The organism is Paenibacillus sp. 01T442, assembly GCF_056398345.1.
The window spans coordinates 1-18,499 of sequence record NZ_JBFTPF010000091.1; the positions used below are offsets into that span (position 1 = coordinate 1).

The following is an 18,499-nucleotide window of genomic DNA, read 5'->3' on the forward strand; positions in this document are numbered from 1 at the left end:
CAGATAATCCTTGCGATCCAGATAATCCTTGCGATCTAACAACGAGCCTCGATAAAGGGAACATACCCTTTCTGCTMGCGTGATCTCTTGAATCCCTTCTAAGGAAGTTATCTCACTTAACTGGAACTCCAATAGATCATACATACTCCCTAACGTAACTAACATATAGCCATCATTCGTTTTGAGAATATCCATACCGATTTCCTGTTCTTTCAACAGCTTTTTCAAGCGATAAATTGTATTATGTAAATTATGCGAAGCGCKGTCTTCCAGCATATCCGGCCATAACATATCGGCCAAATACCATTTATTAATGTCCTGTCCTGGGTTGCAAAGGAAATAGGCGAACAGCTCCTCCGTCTTTTTCGTTGGCCAACGGACAAGTGCACCTTCTGGATTGCGTACCTCCAAACTTCCGAAACAACGGATCACAGATTGTCGCGTTTTGATTACAGTGGGCTCAGTCACTTGTTCTAGCTTCAAGAGGCGACTCGTAATGCGTTCAATGGCAGCAGGTGTAACTGGCTTTAGGATATAGTCAAAAGCGTAGACCTTGAAGGCATCTAACGCATACTCCTTGTAGGCTGTCGTAAAGATAATTTTGGTCTGCTCCATGATGTCATTTATTCGCTGAGCAAGTTCAAGCCCATTCATTTTCGGCATCTCTACATCCAGAAAAGCCAGATCAGGCTTCAGTTCCGGCATGGAAATTAACGCTTCCTGCGGATTATTAAAAGCCCCAACGATGCTATAATGCGGGTTCCTTCCGATCAGAACCTTCATTAATTCGAGAATCGGTTTTTCATCTTCAACGATAACCACCCTAATCAAGTTCATCCCACCTTTCTACGAAGACATCCTTATCGTTTCTGGTTAAAGGCAGATACATGGTAACCTTCGTTCCTCGCCCCATTTCTGAGCTGATCGACAGTGAAGCTCCTGGGATCGTATCTACCCTTTTACGAATATTCGCAATCGCAATGCCTCCACTTCCACGTTCTCCGCTCGCCATCTTATAGAGCAAATCATCTGGGATCCCGATCCCATTATCCTGCACCGTTACATGTAAATAGTCGTCTCCTTCTTGGATCGTTAATGTGACGGTTCCGTACTCATCTTTTTCGAACAAGCCGTGTCGAATCGCATTCTCCACAAAAGGTTGGATGCAAAGCGAGGGAATAGAGAAATGTTTCAGACTATCATCCACATAACAAATAAATTCAAATCGATCTCCATAGCGCGCCTTCTCAATCTCTACATAGGCATCAATCAAATCTAACTCCCGATGTAGATTGACGAATAAGTCATTTCGGTCCATATCCAGAATATAGCGCAGGAATTGGCTGAGCTTCGACAATAAATAAGCAGCTTTCTCGCCATCCGTATAGCAAAATGAAATAACACTGCTAAGCGCATTATAAAGAAAGTGAGGCTTAATCTGTGCTTGATGGAAGGCAAGCTCATTACGAATCGCTTCCTGGATCGAGGTTTTCATCGCAATCAAGGTTTGAATTCTCGCGAGCAGCGTCTCGGCTTCGAACGGTTTCGTGACGTAATCATTCGCTCCCACACTGAATCCAAGTGCGATATCTTGTGAAGTGTCCTTGGCAGTTGCGAATAAAATAGGCAAATCGAGAATGGAATGCTGGGTGCGCAACACTCGGCATAGCTCAATCCCAGAAACACCTGGCATCATCACATCAAGGATTATCAGATCAATTTGCGGGTGTTCACTCATTTTACTCATCGCTTCTTTGGCCGAAAAGGCTGTAAGCACATTATAGCTATGTCTTTTGAGAATATTGAGCAGTGTATACATATTGGAAGCCTCATCATCCACGACGAGAATCGTATGAGCGTGCTCCTCTAGACTATCCAAAGATTCATGGTCATTTCCAAGTCTTTGCTGATAGCTATCAACCGTCGATCGTTTTTGGCTCACATGCACGTAATTCATGGCCATCGGTAGTTTAAAAGCCATTCGCGTACCCTGTCCAACCTCTGTCCAGTCAATCCGAATGTCCCCACCCATTCGCTCTACGAGTTTGCGACTAATATACAAGCCAACCMCCATGCCTGTGTAGCCGTCCTCTGGTAAAACATGCTCCTGTTGTTCGAAATACTCGAATACTTTGGCGTATTTATCAGGTGAAATACCTGTCCCTGTATCCTCAACGGCAATGTGAATATCCTCTTCCACTATGTTTGCACTTACACGGATCTTACCTTGTTCGGTATGCTTCATTGCATTGTGCACTAAATTGTACATGATTTGCCGTAACCGATTCTCGTCCGCTTGGACCCACATATCCGAAGGCACTTGGTTATCCAAGCGTACCGCTTTACCTGCAAGCTCGAACTGCAAAACATCAAATACGATTTGGGTCACAGCCCGCACATCTACAACTGTCATAAGCAGCCGCAGCTCGCCATGCTTCAACCGCGTCACATCAATAAGATCCTGCATGAGCATCGATAATTTTACGGATGTATCCTTGACCAACCATAGATTTTGCTTCTGCCTAGCGGACAAATTGTGCTCATCATCATCCAGTAAAGATGAGGTAATGTTCATGATTCCGTGCAGCGGCGTCTTTATCTCATGTGAGGTGTGCATAAGAAACTCATCCTTCAATTGATTGGAGACTGTAAGTTGATGCGTCAAAAGCTCTGTATTCTCGTACGCATCGGTTAACCTTACCGCTAACAGCAGGTTCATTAACGTAATGAAACCAATAACCCCAACTTTATGCCATAAATCCGAGGATATCGCACTTTCCGAATATAAAACACCATCTATTAACGAGACCATTAAAGAGACGATAGCTACGATAAACAAGCCAAGTTCTTTCCGTTCATAGGTACCTCTCTTACTATTGAAGAACAGATAAATCATCCTACCGAGAAGCAGTAGGGGGRCGAACCCAATGTATAGAAAGAATAAACTTCTCACTTCATTATAGAGAGCGTAAGGGAAGATAATGATAACGACTACGATCAGAACGATTGGAGCAATTAACAGCCTGATCTTGTTGCGTGAAATCAACTTCTGGTGAATGGAACAAAAAAACAATAAACAGAGAATCGAACTAACAAACTCAAAACTATCAAGCATTTTATACGTGATGTCAAAAGGAACCTGAGGTATCAATCGTTGAAACAGCTTCTCACCGTACAAAAACTGAACGCCTGCCGTGGAGAAGAGATATAACCCGCTCAGTAAATACGTTTTCTCTCGACTACGTAGGAAATAGAGACTGAGATGATAAGCTCCGAACATGACAAGCACCAAAATAAGGGATAAATCACCACCGATTAATAAGCTATTCAGTTTAGAAATGTCTGCATGCAAGCCAAACTGAATGGCATTTACAATCCCTCCAGACATATATTCGTAATTCGCCACTTGCAATAAAATTTCAAATTCCTGGGAATTCACATGAAAAAATGTGCTGTAGGGTGTATTTCCCGGCATGTTCGTTTCTTTATTCGTAGCTGGTAGTCCGCTTCCCCCCTCCAATTTGCCATCGACATAAAGCTGATGGGACATCCGGATGCTGCGCAGCTTCATGCCATATATGTCGTCAGTAGTACTCACCCGAACTAAGAGACGGTATGTTCCGTATCCTTTGTTGCTTATACCGCCTCCTATCGTCTTTCCATTCCATATACCTGGCACGTCTATATAAGAGACATCTCTGCGCGTGCCTGATTGAAAATCACTAGGCGTTAACAGCTGCCCTTCATAAAATTCCCACTCCCCATTTAAGGAAACAACGCCGAGCTTGTGTAAATCCTCCTTAGATAAATCCAAAACACCTTGTTTGGCGGTCTGCTTGTTTTGACTAGGGATCATCTGCGAATAAATGCCTATAAATAATAAAATAGAAAATGAGAACACCAAACTGATTCCTATGATTTGACGAAAACTCCTCACTATGGGTCCCCTTTCTGCGATTGTGTCCGATACGAGTGATTCTATCATTTCATACTCACAAAAATCTCACAAGCCCCTCAATAGTAGAGGCTTTTTCTTTTTTCATTTGCTACAATAAGCTATATAAGTAAATACGATTGGACGTGAAATCGAATGTTGGACAAGGCCGCCTTCTTACATAACTACAACTTTGAAGAAAAAGATCTAACAGATCATAATATTAACTGGGATACACTCATCGAAATTTTTAATGATTTTAACGGAAAATCTGCTGCATATTCAATACATGCCGAATACATTTCTAAAATTTTAAGGACAAATGGAAATATCCATACGGTGCGATCTCGTGTTAAAGATCCAGAGCATTTAGTAGCTAAACTTATTAGAAAGACACCTGACCGCCAAATATTAAAAAATGACCCCAATTTTCAATTTTCAATTGATAATTATAGAGATGAAATCACCGATTTGATAGGAATCAGAGCAATCCACATTTTCAAAGAAGATTGGGAAGCAATTAACACTTTTATTGATAATACTTGGAAAGTAACAGAGGTCACAGCAAACATTCGTGAAGGTGATGACAAAACACAGTACGAGCTTTTAGGAGCAAAAATAGAGTCCAGAATTTCGGGATATCGTTCAGTTCATTATTTAGTTGAATTAAATCTTACTAAAGAGAGTATTGTTCTGGCTGAAATTCAGGTAAGAACCATTTTTGAAGAAGGTTATGGTGAAATTGATCATTTACTTCGTTACCCTCATACAAAAGTCCCCAAAATATTGGAAGATAATATCCTACTTCTGAATCGTATTGCTGGCAGCGCAGATGAAATGGCTTCATTCATAAACATTCTCAAAAGAGATTGGTTCTCGATGATGGGTAACTATGAAGAAATAATTGATACTAAAAATAAAGAAATTGAAGAGCTGACTAGGAAAATAGAACTTACAGAAATGAAGGCTCCTGACAAGAAATCGCTCTTAGAAATTGTAGGTAATATTAAAAAACACAATACAAACAATCCTTATAATACTTCTGATTTAGGAGTACTAGGAAATAGCTTTTTTACTATTGGTGAACATTCAAGAAAATTAGTTAATCGGCATGAAGAAGCTATTAAACAACTTGCAGATACTGCTTTACATGTAGTGAACAAACATGATCAAGCAATTAAATCACTGCAGAAATCACTTGATAACTCTTAATATAAAAAGGTTATACCAGCAAGCCCTTTATTTAAGGGCTTTTTTATGTAACTGGATGTTGACGAGGCACCTCTGCTTGGAAATAAGGTTAACTGGAAATACTCCAGCTAATTTGGTGATTAATCCTTGAAAATTCAGTTTTGATGGAAAATGTACAGTTATTTCCTAAAGAAACAGCTGTAACGCTACTTTCTTCTGGAATTAGCTACATGAAATCCATTTATTTCAATTCCCGAGTCATTTTCGGCAAATTTAGATGTACTTTTTCCAGTTAATCGCAAGCACAAACGCAGAAGTATGAAATTACCGACCAAGGTACCCGTGTTATCCGCGCTAGATATGCACACAAAAAGCATGCACAATCCAAAAAATCTTGGACTACGCATGCTTACTCTTTTGCTGGAATCGCTCGTCRCTTACACCCGCTTCAAACCGAGAATCTCGAGCAACATACCCGACAATTGGCTAGGTGGATATGGTTTGACGAAATACATGTTTGCCCCGATTTCCTTCCCCTTCTCAATTTCATCCAATGCGGAGGAAATGAAGATAGGCATGTCATGTAAGGTCGGATCTTCCTTGATGAGATTGATAATCTCCCATCCGTCGATACTATTATTTAGCATGATGTCAACGATAACCGCATCTGGCCTCTTGACCGGCATATCTTTAAGCGCTTGTTCGCCCGTCGTGTAATTGATGACACGGAAGCCTTTCTCAGTGAGCTCCTCGGTGAGCAGTTCCGTCAGGCTGGCGTCATCCTCGATGAGCACGACGGTTTTGCCTGTGAATTCATTTGCTGCCGCTGATAGCCGATCGGCCTCGATAATGAGCTCAGGCCTGGAGATCAAGGGAAGGCTAACGCGGAACGTACTCCCTTCGCCTAGCTTAGAGATAACGGTAATTTCGCCTCCATGTGCTTCGACAATGCCTTTCACAATCGCAAGGCCTAACCCGGTTCCACCAATGGCTCTCCGATCCGAGTTATCAATGCGATAAAACTTCGTAAACAGCTTCGGAATGGCTTCTTCAGGAATACCCAGTCCATCATCGGTAATATCAACAACGGCATGCGTACCGTTATGGTAAAGCTTCGCTGTAATCCGCCCACCTTCAGGTGAATACTTGACTGCATTACTGACGAGGTTCATAAAAAGCTGCGTCAGATTATCCTGATCTCCAGAAATAATATATGGCATACTAGGCATGTGAATGTTGAAGTCATGCTTCGTGGAGCTGCCTTGCTGCAAAGTGAAAACGCCATTTATCACGTCAATGAGATCAACAGGATTTTTCTGATGTGTCGACTTGCCTGATTCCATTCGTTGGACATCCAGGAAATCATTAATTAATGAGGTCAGTCGAACGGTTTCCTGATGGATCGTTTTCAAATATTTCTGTTGCTTTTCTGGACTCGTCTCTTTGGTCAACAATCGTTCAGCAAAGCCCAATACACTGGAAAGCGGCGTACGCAGCTCATGGCTCACGGTGCTTACGAACTCTGACTTCAATTGGTCCACTTCGGCTTGTTTCGTCATATCGCGATGGACAAAAACCGTTCCGATTCTACCCGATTCTCTATACAAAGGCTCCGCATAGGCTTCTATAACCCGTCTTACCGGATAATCGATCTCATAGGTGTATGTCCTCTGATCCAAGCCATTTTCACTAACCTGTTTAATCATAAATTGCTTTAAGTCGGAACTATCCCCAATTGCATTGGTGGCGGATACGAAAAATTCACTTAACCTTATATCCGACATCGGCTGCTGCACCGATATACCGAATATGTCATGCATCGTTGAGTTAGCCGATACAATTACGCCGTCCACATTGATAAACTGAACGCCTTCCTTGATCGTATTCATAATGTCTCTAGTTAAGGCTCTTTCATTGATGAGCTGCTCTTCGTTTTCTTCCATTTTGCGTAACATATCCTGAAGCTCTTCCTGCTGCATTTGTAGCTCTTCTTGCTGGGCAATCAACTCTTCATTCTGGGATAGGAGCTCTTCTTCCTTCATTTGGATCTTCTGCAGCATGGTATGAAAAGAATGATTGAGCAGGCCAATCTCATCGTTCCGCTTATCCATCTCCAGCTCAACAGACTGGCCTAATGTCACTTTCTCAGCATTATCTGCTAACTTGCGCAGCGGTCTGCCAATGTTTCTAGCTGTATGCGAGGTCATAAAAGTAATGAACACCAGAATACCAAACACATAGGCAAAGAATACATAATTGAGATTGGCTAAGGTTTTAAACAAATTCTGGGCTTCGATTTCTGATTGATCGGAGGTTTGCGTAGAGATGTCATTGATTTTGCCTAACAAATCATAGATACTTGTCCCTACACTGCCGCTCGGTGTCGCTGAGCCAGTCTTCACTAACGCCATGGGATCGACGTCGTGCGCAAGCTTGACATATTTGGGAAATACATTCTCGAAATAGTTCTTCTCAAATGACTTTAACGTTGTAAGCAGCTCTTTCTCCTGATCTGTTAAAGGAAGCTGCACAAATGTCTCCATTGCCTGCTCAAGCTCTGGCTTTTCCTTCATCACAGCCTCATATTCAAACTCCTGGCGGAATGCGTAGAAAGCTCTTGCATGTAAAAAGATTTGATTGTAGTGGAGATAAATGGAGGCCGTAGCCTTTTCTTTCACTTTGAGCAGCGTGATGCGTTCTTGGTAAGACTGTTGCACTTGTTTATCAGTAAATGAAACTCCAATGGCCCCCACCATGACAAGCAATGCGAAAAACAATATCATTCTAACAAATCGACGGGAAAGGCTCAACTTCACAAGGTTAGGCATGGCAAATCTCCTTTACACGATCATTTCATCAAAATTCGACAATTTCCTACCTGACCAATTCGGTGACTGCCAAGAAATTCCTCTATTTATCGTTCTACCGATCCGGAGGCGCGGCTGCAATATCCGAATCGGGTTACCTTTGGCAGTGAAAATAGTGCGAGTCTGGAGGCCTGGCTTGCTGTCAAAGACAATGATGCGATATGTGCGCAGTTTAATCGATTATATGGGCGAGGCCAAAGGGTGGCCTATCCGAGCTTCGCAAGCCGAATTCATGGATCTTGCCGGCTTTAAGAAAGCTAGCTATTACTTCCGTCAGAGCCTATGGAGCGCGGAACCTATGGCTTTTCTAGCCACAGCTAGTAAAGACGATCCCTCGTATCCGAGTAACAAAAGATGGCATAGCGGTGCTCCGCACTGACTGGAAGCATGGCGAGCTGCTTGCCTATGTTAGAGCTGGATTCACGGCCGGCCAGATCGTCGTGAAGGCTGAAGATTAGGATTTGGTCCCAGGTACGGTTGTCATTGCTGTGAAATCGTAGATGAAGCCAACCTATTTGCACACAAGAAAAACCAGATACCATCCGATTTTGCGGGTGGCATCTGGTTTTTGCGGGTGGCATCTGGTTTTTGCAGGTTGGGTTGGTGGTTTTGTAGCCAGCTTGTGCTCCACTCAAATTAACTGGAAAACATACAGCTATTTTCGAGAAATTTCCTCAATAATTCAATTTAAATGGAAAACATGTAGTTAAATCTAGCCAATTTGTTCAGATCAGGAAAATGGTTAAATTTAACTGTAGGTTTTCCATCTATTCTAGATTTGCTTGGAAAATCTAAAGATTTACCTGTAGAAAATCCATCTATTTGCCGGGAGCACAGAAGATTTACGAAACATCCCTCTGACCAACTCCACTATGTACGCGTCCTACCCTCCCCAGGTCCCCACCAATTCCACTTGCCCAGAATGACCATTAATGCGGGAACAAGCACCAACCTAATCACCGTCGCATCAATAAAAATGGCAGCTGCAATACCCAACCCAAGTTGTTTCACGCCAACAACATCTCCAAACGCAAACGGTAACGTGACTGCAATCATGATCGCTGCCGCAGAGTTGATAATCTTACTTATGGACCCTAAGCCGACTAGCACAGAACGATGATTATCTTGCGTCCGCTGGTACTCCTCATAAATGCGCGATACTAAGAATACGCCGTAATCCATCGAGATTCCAAACGCCAGTCCAAAGATAAACACAGGAATCATAATGGCGATCTTACTGGGTTCTAAGCCGAAATGCCCCTCTTCAAACAGCCAAGCTAGAATCCCGAAAGACGCACCTAAGCTCAGGAGGTTCATGAGAATTGTTTTTAAGGGGATGAGAATGGAACGGAAAGCGATGAATAAGACCACATAGTTAGAAATGAGYATGAACAAGAGTACATAGATTAAATTGTCAAAAATATCATCGAAAATCTCCTGCTGATACTTCGCCTCACCACCAAGAAGGAAGGGGAGCGCTCCTGCTTCCCCCTCTATTTCCCATCGTCTCACCCAATCCATCACATCCTGTGATGAGGGTTCACCGTTTAATCGAACCTGAACGAGCATCTCATTCTTATGGACAAAAGCCTGAAAGATGCGCTCATTGCCCGCTTTTGCGTTTGGATGTTGAGATAACGAATAGAGTTGATCATTGGGCATTCGCAATTTCGAATAAATCGAATCTACCTTTTCAACGAGCGGATCCCTCTCTAATTTTTGTACGAGTAAAGAGGCGTTCTTCCAATCACTCTGGGTCAACTGAGTTGATTTTCCTCTGGCGAGTATATAGATATCTGAACTTGTTTTCGTGCCAAAATGTGTTTGGTACGCCTCGAATGCTGCGCGGGATTCATAGCCCTTCGGCAAAGAGGTCGCATCCGGTATGGCTAATTTCATCTGCATCAGCGGCAGAAAACAACATATAAGGATACAAGCAGCAAGCAGGCTCATTTGGATAGGTCTACTCATCACAAATCGTGCCATAGCAAACCACACGTTCTTCGTAGCTTTTGTCGTATAGAGCGGTCTACGCTCTGCTCGAATGGCTGGCCACCACAAGGTTAGAAGCGCCGGCACTAACGTTAGCGTCAGCATAACGGAAACGGTTAACACAGTCATTGCACCTAAGGCAATGGTCGAAAATATAGGAAGCGGAATGAACAATATTCCCATGAGGCCTAAAAAAACACTAAGTGCCGAGAATAAGACGGCTCTTCCAGCTGTTGTCATTGTAGTCAGGATGGCTTGTCCAACAGGAAGCACATGAATCTCCTCACGAAAACGACTAACCATCATCAAGGCAAAATCGATGCTCAGAGCCAGACCTACCATCGGAATAACATTCAGTACAAAGTTAGATAAATCAATTCGTGTTCCTATGCCATACATGATGCCCATCGTGCTCGTAACGCCGAAAACGCCAACGACGATAGGAATCAGTGAAGAAGTCATACCGCCAAAAGCCAGCCAAAGAATCAAAAATGCCGTTGGGATGCCTAAGCTTTCCGCTTTTCTCAAATCATGCTGACTCGCTCTGTTGACATCTTCTTGCACAACCGACTTTCCTGTCAATGACACGTTCATCTCTCGATGCCCGGGTAATCGTGTCTGAATGTCCTGCAATACAGGCTCCATGTCATGTGGACTTTGCTCGAATCCAAGCAGCGCATAGGCGTAATTCCCTTGGATCATCCCTTCCCGTTCGAGCGGAGATACAATTTCAATTAACCCTTGCATGCCGTGTAAAGTTATCATATCTTGCTGCATGTACCGTTCGAATTGCTGGGGCTCCAGCTTGCTATTTTTCTCAAATACGAGAATGACAGGATTCGCTGGAATGTGAAAATTAGAGGCGAGAGTTTGTTCGACCTTGACAAAAGCGCCATCTGAAATCAACCCATGATCCTTCAAAACAGCAGGCAGCTTAGGAGCATACCATCCAAAATACAGGAAGAATACGACCCAAAATAAGACGATGGTTTTGGGAAATCGGAGGGATATCAGTGCAAGTTTATGCAAGATCATAACCMTCCCCTTAATACTCAGTTTCTTTCAGCCTAGTCGCTTGCACGAATCGATCTGCCAATCCAGGTGTGAACTTAGTTGCAGCAAGCATYATGTGAGGCAAATACGGAAGGGCTAATATCCCCTGCAACCGATGTCCCCACTTCAAGGGCCCCTTGAATTCTCGATGTATAGCCCGGGTATAGTCATGCTCCCATTCAACTATGCTGATCTGGCCCTTCAGATAGCGTGATGCCAATGGTGCGCATAACATCGCTGAGCGGAGTGCCATCGACATCCCATCACCACATAACGGCGGCAGCATCATAGCGGCGTCACCTAATCGTGGAAATATATCCCACGTAAGGGGCTTGCGTGTTAACTTTACAGGCGCAACAGCCGCTTGTGTGCCAGGAACAGATTGTGCAGAAGATAAACGTTCCGACAGCTTACTATGCTTATCGCTTGCCGCCTCGATTAACCCCAGAATGGATTTGTCTGCCCGCTGAAAAGCCTCTCGTTCCAACAGGGCGGCCACATTCACCTGCCCACCTTCAATCGGGGATAGACCTAGGTAACCGCCTTCAAAGAAATAGAGTTCGACAACCCCATCCATGTCCAGCCCTGCATAGTGGGATTTCACACCGAGATGCGCCCCTTTGACGGACTTGGCATCGCGCGGTGTTTGACTTTGCAGTCCAGGAATAGCCGTTGCGCCACAGGCAGCGATAACAGCTCGTACGTAATATTCCTGAACCACACCGTGCTTTTTCGTAGTTATTATGTATCCTTGCTCACCGGGTTTCACAGAAATTACCGTTGTTTCAGTCTGCACCTGCACGCCTGCGCGCAAAGCAGCCTGATGAAGCGTAGAGTCAAGCTGATAGCGGCTTACTCCCCAAGCTGTTCCAGGAAGATCGATCTCCAGTGGCYTTCCCCGACTGAGAATCAAGCTTGTCCGTTGAATGATACTTGGCTTTAAAGCGGACACGGCTTCACGCAATCCAAGCTTTTTAAGCATCGTGAGGGACTCAGGAGATAGAAATTCCCCACAGACCTTATGCCTAGGGAACGCTTTACGATCGAATAGCACCGTATCCCAGCCATGATCAGCTAAGGACTTGGCCATCACACTGCCTGCGATTCCTGCACCAATAACGGCTGCCTCATAGATGTGAGTCATCTCGCCCGCTCCCTTTTTACAATGACGACTGCATACCTAAATAGCGGTCTCCACGAGACAAGCATGTCGGAGATATCCAATGCTTTGCGTAACATCGTCCAATCTTTTGCACGAAAACCTTTGGCTACCGATAAGGGGCCATCATTTAAAATATAACGGTTTTTGGAAATCATGCGAGCCGTCACCCACACTGCAGCCCAAGCAATCCAATGCCGATGAATATCATTAATGACAACGCCTACTCGGGATGCTTTCAGCATACAGCCCACAACTTGCGGAAGTTCCGTATTCGTAAAATGATGCACAAATTGCGTACCGGTCGTGATATCGACCCCATTTTCCGGAAGCTGAAATAAACTGCTCCGCATCACGCTTACGCGTGGCTCAGTACGAAAGAACTCGCGCGCCTCCGCACACGCTTCCTCCGTAATATCGACTAGCGTAATACGCAGATCTACACCGTTCTCATCCGCCCAGCGTAAGAGATGGCGATTGACATCACCAGAACCAGATCCAACATCCAGAATCGATAATGTCTTGGGTTTGCCTGCTTGCAGCCATAAGCGTTTAAAGCCAAATAAGGTAGGCCCTGCAGCGCCAAAAATGCGATTAAGCAAACGTAAATGCTGCAAGGCTTGCCGAAGCTCGGGGCCTCCCGACGAGAAGTCATCCATTAATTCATGTTGCACTGCTCGTTGTTTGAGCCCCTTAAACATAGGATTCATCTAACTTCGTTTCCTGTATGGCGGCGATACCTCGATAGGTGAATTGAATCATTTCACACGTAAGACCTGGTCCGAATGCGAGAGATAACCCACTTGTCGGACCTGCTCCGCGGTTCACCAGTTCCTGCCTCATTTCATCGAATACGAAAAGAATCGTAGCTGAAGACATATTGCCATAATTGCGCAATACCGTGCGACTCGGTCGCGTTTCTTCCGAGGTTAATTCGTACACTTCCTCCAACGCATCAATAATTCCTTTCCCCCCTGGATGAATCGCCCAAAGTTCCGGTTTAGGTCCGCCATCAAGCAGATGCGCCACTTGCTCAGGAACCCAGGTTCCAATTAGTTTAGGAATATTCGGAGACAAATACAGATCAAAACCGTGATTCCCTACTTCCCATTTCATTTCGTCTGCGCAATCTTGCAAGAGAATCGAATGATCATTTCCTAATTGAAATATGGGATGATGCTGTTCACTTGCGATACCGACCACACAGGATGAAGCCCCATCTCCGAAAAAGGAAGCGCCAAATAAAGCCTCTCGATCACTTGAAGGCTGAATGTGGAGGGTGCACAATTCCACGCAGACGACTAGGATTTTGGCGAACGGGTTGCTGGAAGCGATTTGACGGGACAAACACACAGCCTTCAATCCAGCAGCGCAGCCTAGGAAATTGAAAGGGATCCGATTGACATTGGCGGCTAGTCCCAACCGCTGCGTCAATGCAGCATCTAGTCCTGGCAGGAACTGTCCTGTACAGCTTACGGTGATTAGATGCGTGATGGCAGACACGTCAACTTTGGCATCATCCAGGGCTTTCTCAGCTGCCTGTAAAGCTAAGGGAACTGACTCCCTTTTATAGGTAGCCATCCGTTCGGAAGTCGATGGTGCTTCGTGATTCGATTGTGAAAAGTACTTGCAATGCTCCGCTGTTTGAAGCAGATTCGRTTCGCAGGTATATCTCGTTTCTACGCCGCATTGCTTGAAAATTTTCTTCGCCCAACGCGCAGAGTTAGGGGTATCCCGTAACGCATCCGTTAATCGTTCAGAAGTATCTGCTTGCTCAAGACGGAATTCAGGCACAGCGGTGCCTATTCCCAGAATTGCAATAACGTGATTTTCTTTCATGGTCTATGCTCATCCCCTTGGCTCATTCAATTCTTGGTTGGACATGCAGGTCACTTTACATATATGTATGCAAGAAATGTGGCTTATATGAGAGAAATTTCCATAAAGAGGCTAGCTTGTCTAGGTGCGATATGCAAAAAAAAGACTACCTCGCAATCGATTCCTCGAACGCTTGCAAGATAACCCTTTTACATTCAAATTTCTGTCGCAGACCGTGCGTTTCATTCATGCTGCCAGACGTTTCATGTCGTGCTCGCGGAAGCCCCAATGCCCAAGCCTTGAAAAAAGGCTCGATTGCTCAGGATTCTGCTGTCTTCAGGAATAAAGGTGGCAGCAAACTCGTTGTGGTGATTAGCTCGTTCATTTTGTCCTAGCTTATTATAGCAGACGCTAAGCTGGATATGCGGCAGCCAGGTCCAGCAGGCATGCTGCAGCAAAGCTTGCGGATGCTGCGGTTTCTCCAGCGAAGCGGCCATTTGGTACCAATACGCAGCGCTGGCATAATCGCTTTTTTCCATATGATAATAACCCAGCCTGCAGCAGTTCTCCGCTCTTGGCAACTCGTAAGCGAACGATAACAGCACCTTCGCCTTCGCTTCCATCAGGTTGCCCAGCTTGTGCAAGCAGTCGGCCGCACGACCGCAGGCATTGATAATGTCTTCGATCCAGCCGTCCTTCTGTTCCAGGAACTGCTCGTACTTACGTAAGGAGCGCGCCCATTGCTGATGGTCGAATAGTTCATTTGCATAATAATACAAATCGCGGGAGGAGAACTTCCTCCCTTCTTTTTCCTTTTTTTCATAGAGATGCAGATTGCGGGAAGTTTGGGTATGCTTGCGATCGTGCGTTACGCATACATCGGCGTATTCGATCGCTCCAAACACTTCAAGATACTCGTGTACGACACCGATCCAGCGAAAACCTCTTTCTCGCTTAACTAGCCTGTTTCTGCGCAAACTGACCGTGACATGGCCAAATTCGTCGAAGGCGAGGTTGTATACCATCGAAACAGCATCTGTATGCCAGGGCAAAGATTGCTTCAGGACGAGGAATTTGTCAGCGTCCCCAGGCAATAAGATATCATCGGCATCAAGCCATAAAATATAGTCCTTCTTAGCCTTCTGAAAGGCAAAATTCCGCGCTGCGGAAAAATCATCAATCCAATCAAAATCGTAAATCCGATCCGTAAATTGACGAGCGATCTCTTTGGTTCGATCCGTGGAACCCGTATCGATAATAATGATCTCGTCAACGCATCCCTGTACACTGGACAAACAGCGTTCTAACGTTTCTTCCTCGTTTTTGACAATCATGCACAAGCTGACCGTAACAGCCCACTTCCAACTGTGTAACGCCAATGAGATATCCAATCCCCATTTTTCAAACGATTTTCGGCTATTTGTGCTAATTTGTTCATCATACAATGAAGGATCGTCAGCATATTTTCCATATTTCCGCTCGTAGCGCACAAAGCAGTCCTCGGCAACATAAAGCTCGTAACCTTCTTGTAAAGCACGGTAGCATAAATCGTCATCCTCGTAACTTTCTTCTTCGAATCTTTCATCAAACCCGCCCAACTGGTCGAAGGCGCTTTTACGGAGCATCACATGATGGCTTAGCACGCGAGTTACACGTTTGCTCCGACTTTCGCGCATAATGCCAATGCTCTCGGAGTAGGACTGCATCACTCGCGGGTTTTCGCTTATAATTGGCGTGTTTTGAACGCCGCTAATACCGCTGCTGACAGGGCCAACCACAGCCGCAAGCTTGTGCCGCTCCATGCAGTCGCTCAACCGACCGAGCCATCCATCCGTAACGTACATATACTCGCGCATGCATACAAGATGAGGTGATGAAGCAGCAGTAACGCCTATATTGTAAGCTGCCGCAACGCTGGTTCCAGGCTTGCAGAACACGACAGTTACGTTTCTATTCTGCTCTAGCCATTGAGACATTCGCAGAGAGTCTTCCTCCAACACAACAATTAAATGGTAAGGGTGCTCTGTAGTAGAGAGACGAAGGTTGAGGATGCATTCTTGCATAGCTTCAAAATGCTGAGCCATTAGGACGATGTCCGTTATCATACCAAATCACGCTCCGAGTTGTTATTCGACATAGTCTTGTTCCTACATGAAAAACAGCTGCAGTCGCAGCAATTGCAGACCACAGCTTCTTTCTTGATTAATTCTCCCTGGACGCTTTTGAATTCAATCCATTAATTCCTTGCGGATAAAGCTGCAGATTCTTCTCTTGATTTCCTAATTGACCGAATATGTTGGAGCCCCATGTATAATACACGCCGTTGGTCCCGAGTGCTCCGCTTGCATAGAAGCCTGAGGAGATTTGACTGGCGGCAATTCCGGGAACTTGCACAGGACTGTTTTGATGGCTAGGCGTACCGTTGCCAAGCTGCCCATAGCTGTTCGAACCCCACGCCCACACCGTACCGTCTTCCTTCAGCGCCATGCTGTACCATTCTCCGGCAGAAATCGAGGCCACTTGCGCGAGGTCAGCAACCTGTACGGGAGCAGCATGTCCTTTATTCGTCTTATCGCCAAGCTCGCCATATTCGTTATGCCCCCAAGCCCACACCGTACCATCGTTCAACAAAGCGAGCGAATGATCATACCCAGCACTGACCGCTTTTACTCCGTGAATACCGCCAATCTGGAAGGGGCGGTTGCGGGAGCTTGTCGTGCCGTCGCCTAGTTGTCCTTGGGCGTTAGCGCCCCAGGCCCACACTGTGCCGTCTTTAGTTAAAGCCAGATTATGCCATCCCGCAGCTGATACGGACAACACATCATTCAGACCTTGAACCTGCATGGGAACGGTTTGCTGAGTAGTCGTACCATCCCCTAGTTCGCCAAATTCATTCGACCCCCAAGCCCATATTGTCCCGTCCTTTTTCAACGCCAAGGTGTACGATTCTCCCGCAGAAATTGCTGTTATATCGCTAAGTGTAGAAACTTGTTCCGCCGTCTGACGAGATACAGTTGTACCGTCGCCCAACTGCCCGAAACGGTTGTCGCCCCATGTCCAAACCGTACCATCATTTTTTAAGACCACATTATGAGTTCCTATAAAGGCATCGGCAACATGATCCATACCTGTAACCAGCTTCGGCGTCTGAAGCGAGTTTCCACCTTGAGGCTGGACTGAGCCCCAGACCCAAAGCGCTCCACGATCGTCAATAGCCATGCTCTGCCCGAAGCCCATGCRAATACGGGGCTCATCCGTTCCATATACCGAATAGGTTACTGCCGTTACACTAGAAATAATTGGCGGCAATGTGCCATAAACCGCTGATTGAACATCATTTAAATACGCGCCTCTTGAATCAATCAGGAGACTGGAAGGTGCTTCGAATGCCGATTGCTCGGTAACATCCGTTGCCTGAATCGCATTCCCATAAGTAGTGGCCGAGGTCATGAGTAAACAACTAGCTAAAGTGGTGCGGATCCATATCTTAGTTCGCTTTTTATGCATTGGATCTACCCCCATCTGTCCTGAGCTTCTTGCCGTTTAGAACCTTGTACTAGTATCCAGAAGCGATTTTTTCAATTACGATAGAGATCCCTACTGCAGGCGATTGCGCTAATGTTATTGGAATAAATGAATCATTCACTATGTTTATAGTGCTACCCGCGCTCAATTGCAAAATGACTTTATTCGAAATTTGACTATTATTGGATAAAATTGGGATACGCGTGCCAGCATCTATCACACCATTTATGCGAAGCGCTATCTGAGCTCCGATTCCAGAAGTTGTCGATACTTGATAGCTGATCTCATAAATTCCGGCTTGAGTTATGTTAATTTGTCCCATGAAAGACGCAAAATAACTATCATCGATGCCAGATGTTACATAACCACGTTGGTTCAACGGTAGATTTGCATCAGCTGGAAACGGCCCACCCGATGGCAACACACTATACAAATAGCCAAAAGTGGACAAGCCGCCTGCGCCAGCCGCGCCGGTCGCTCCTTGGGCGCCTGTAGCTCCTGTGGCACCGGTTGCTCCTGTCACTCCTACTCCAGTTGCTCCTGTTACGCCTTGGGCTCCGGTTGCTCCGGTTACGCCTTGAGCTCCGGTTGCTCCGGTTACGCCTTGAGCTCCGGTTGCTCCGGTTACGCCTTGGGCTCCGATTGCTCCTGTTACTCCTTGGGCTCCGGTTGCTCCGGTTACGCCTTGGGCTCCGGTTGCTCCGGTTACGCCTTGGGCTCCGGTTGCTCCGGTTACGCCTTGGGCTCCCGTTGCTCCGGTTACGCCTTGGGCTCCGGTTGCTCCGGTTACGCCTTGAGCTCCGGTTGCTCCGGTTACGCCTTGGGCTCCGATTGCTCCGGTTACGCCTTGGGCTCCGGTTGCTCCGGTTACGCCTTGGGCTCCGGTTGCTCCGGTTACGCCTTGGGCTCCGGTTGCTCCGGTTACGCCTTGAGCTCCGGTTGCTCCGGTTACGCCTTGGG

General features: G+C 45.7%; 12 protein-coding genes. 2 read left to right on the forward strand and 10 right to left on the reverse strand.

Annotated features, from left to right (window positions below; translation table 11 throughout):
* Both AC1DLM_RS31200 and AC1DLM_RS31205 read right to left on the reverse strand, forming a co-directional pair.
* Positions 1-822: response regulator (locus AC1DLM_RS31200; protein ID WP_477572152.1), on the reverse strand; the 822-nt coding region annotated here is incomplete at its 3' end.
* Position 823: 1 nt separating this feature from the next.
* Complete coding sequence (locus AC1DLM_RS31205; RefSeq protein ID WP_477572143.1) at positions 824-3,937, reverse strand: hybrid sensor histidine kinase/response regulator; 3,114 nt, start codon at positions 3,935-3,937, stop codon at positions 824-826.
* Positions 3,938-4,090: 153 nt separating this feature from the next.
* Here AC1DLM_RS31205 and AC1DLM_RS31210 point away from each other — a divergent pair, with 153 nt between their 5' ends.
* Positions 4,091-5,146 carry a RelA/SpoT domain-containing protein gene (locus AC1DLM_RS31210; RefSeq protein ID WP_477572144.1) on the forward strand — a complete coding sequence of 352 codons (1,056 nt, stop codon included), beginning with the start codon at positions 4,091-4,093 and terminating at the stop codon, positions 5,144-5,146.
* A 416-nt stretch (positions 5,147-5,562) separates the two neighbouring features.
* Here the strand turns inward: AC1DLM_RS31210 and AC1DLM_RS31215 are convergent, their stop codons facing one another.
* Complete coding sequence (locus AC1DLM_RS31215; RefSeq protein WP_477572145.1) at positions 5,563-7,953, reverse strand: ATP-binding protein; 2,391 nt, start codon at positions 7,951-7,953, stop codon at positions 5,563-5,565.
* Positions 7,954-8,128: 175 nt separating this feature from the next.
* Between AC1DLM_RS31215 and AC1DLM_RS31220 the strand changes: the two genes are divergently transcribed.
* Positions 8,129-8,371: a hypothetical protein gene (locus tag AC1DLM_RS31220; RefSeq protein ID WP_477572146.1), complete on the forward strand. Its 243-nt coding sequence runs from the start codon at positions 8,129-8,131 to the stop codon at positions 8,369-8,371.
* 491 nt (positions 8,372-8,862) lie between these two features.
* Here AC1DLM_RS31220 and AC1DLM_RS31225 read toward each other — a convergent pair whose 3' ends face one another.
* From AC1DLM_RS31225 to AC1DLM_RS31255, 7 genes are all read right to left on the reverse strand, one after another.
* Positions 8,863-11,013 (reverse strand): MMPL family transporter, encoded by a 2,151-nt coding sequence (locus tag AC1DLM_RS31225; protein WP_477572147.1) that lies wholly within the window; start codon positions 11,011-11,013, stop codon positions 8,863-8,865.
* 16 nt (positions 11,014-11,029) lie between these two features.
* Positions 11,030-12,181 (reverse strand): NAD(P)/FAD-dependent oxidoreductase, encoded by a 1,152-nt coding sequence (locus tag AC1DLM_RS31230; protein ID WP_477572148.1) that lies wholly within the window; start codon positions 12,179-12,181, stop codon positions 11,030-11,032.
* Positions 12,178-12,897, reverse strand: a complete 720-nt coding sequence (locus AC1DLM_RS31235) for a methyltransferase domain-containing protein (protein WP_477572153.1) — start codon at positions 12,895-12,897, stop codon at positions 12,178-12,180. Before AC1DLM_RS31235 ends, AC1DLM_RS31230 begins: the two co-directional genes overlap by 4 nt.
* Positions 12,890-14,035, reverse strand: coding sequence for a type III polyketide synthase (locus AC1DLM_RS31240; RefSeq protein WP_477572149.1), 1,146 nt, complete (start codon positions 14,033-14,035; stop codon positions 12,890-12,892). Before AC1DLM_RS31240 ends, AC1DLM_RS31235 begins: the two co-directional genes overlap by 8 nt.
* A 242-nt stretch (positions 14,036-14,277) precedes the next feature.
* Positions 14,278-15,990, reverse strand: a complete 1,713-nt coding sequence (locus AC1DLM_RS31245; protein ID WP_441987109.1) for a glycosyltransferase — start codon at positions 15,988-15,990, stop codon at positions 14,278-14,280.
* Between the two features lie 226 nt (positions 15,991-16,216).
* Positions 16,217-17,521 carry an RCC1-like domain-containing protein gene (locus AC1DLM_RS31250; protein ID WP_477572150.1) on the reverse strand — a complete coding sequence of 435 codons (1,305 nt, stop codon included), beginning with the start codon at positions 17,519-17,521 and terminating at the stop codon, positions 16,217-16,219.
* Positions 17,522-17,570: 49 nt separating this feature from the next.
* The coding region (locus AC1DLM_RS31255) for a BclA C-terminal domain-containing protein (protein ID WP_477572151.1) at positions 17,571-18,499 on the reverse strand (929 nt) is incomplete at its 5' end.

What these genes read in the sequence shown, in the direction of transcription:
- AC1DLM_RS31210 (WP_477572144.1), top strand. Translation starts at nt 4,091, where the DNA reads ATGTTGGACAAGGCCGCCTTCTTACATAACTACAACTTTGAAGAAAAA.
- AC1DLM_RS31215 (WP_477572145.1), bottom strand. Translation starts at nt 7,953, where the DNA reads ATGCCTAACCTTGTGAAGTTGAGCCTTTCCCGTCGATTTGTTAGAATG.
- AC1DLM_RS31235 (WP_477572153.1), bottom strand. Translation starts at nt 12,897, where the DNA reads ATGTTTAAGGGGCTCAAACAACGAGCAGTGCAACATGAATTAATGGAT.
- AC1DLM_RS31245 (WP_441987109.1), bottom strand. Translation starts at nt 15,990, where the DNA reads ATGTCTCAATGGCTAGAGCAGAATAGAAACGTAACTGTCGTGTTCTGC.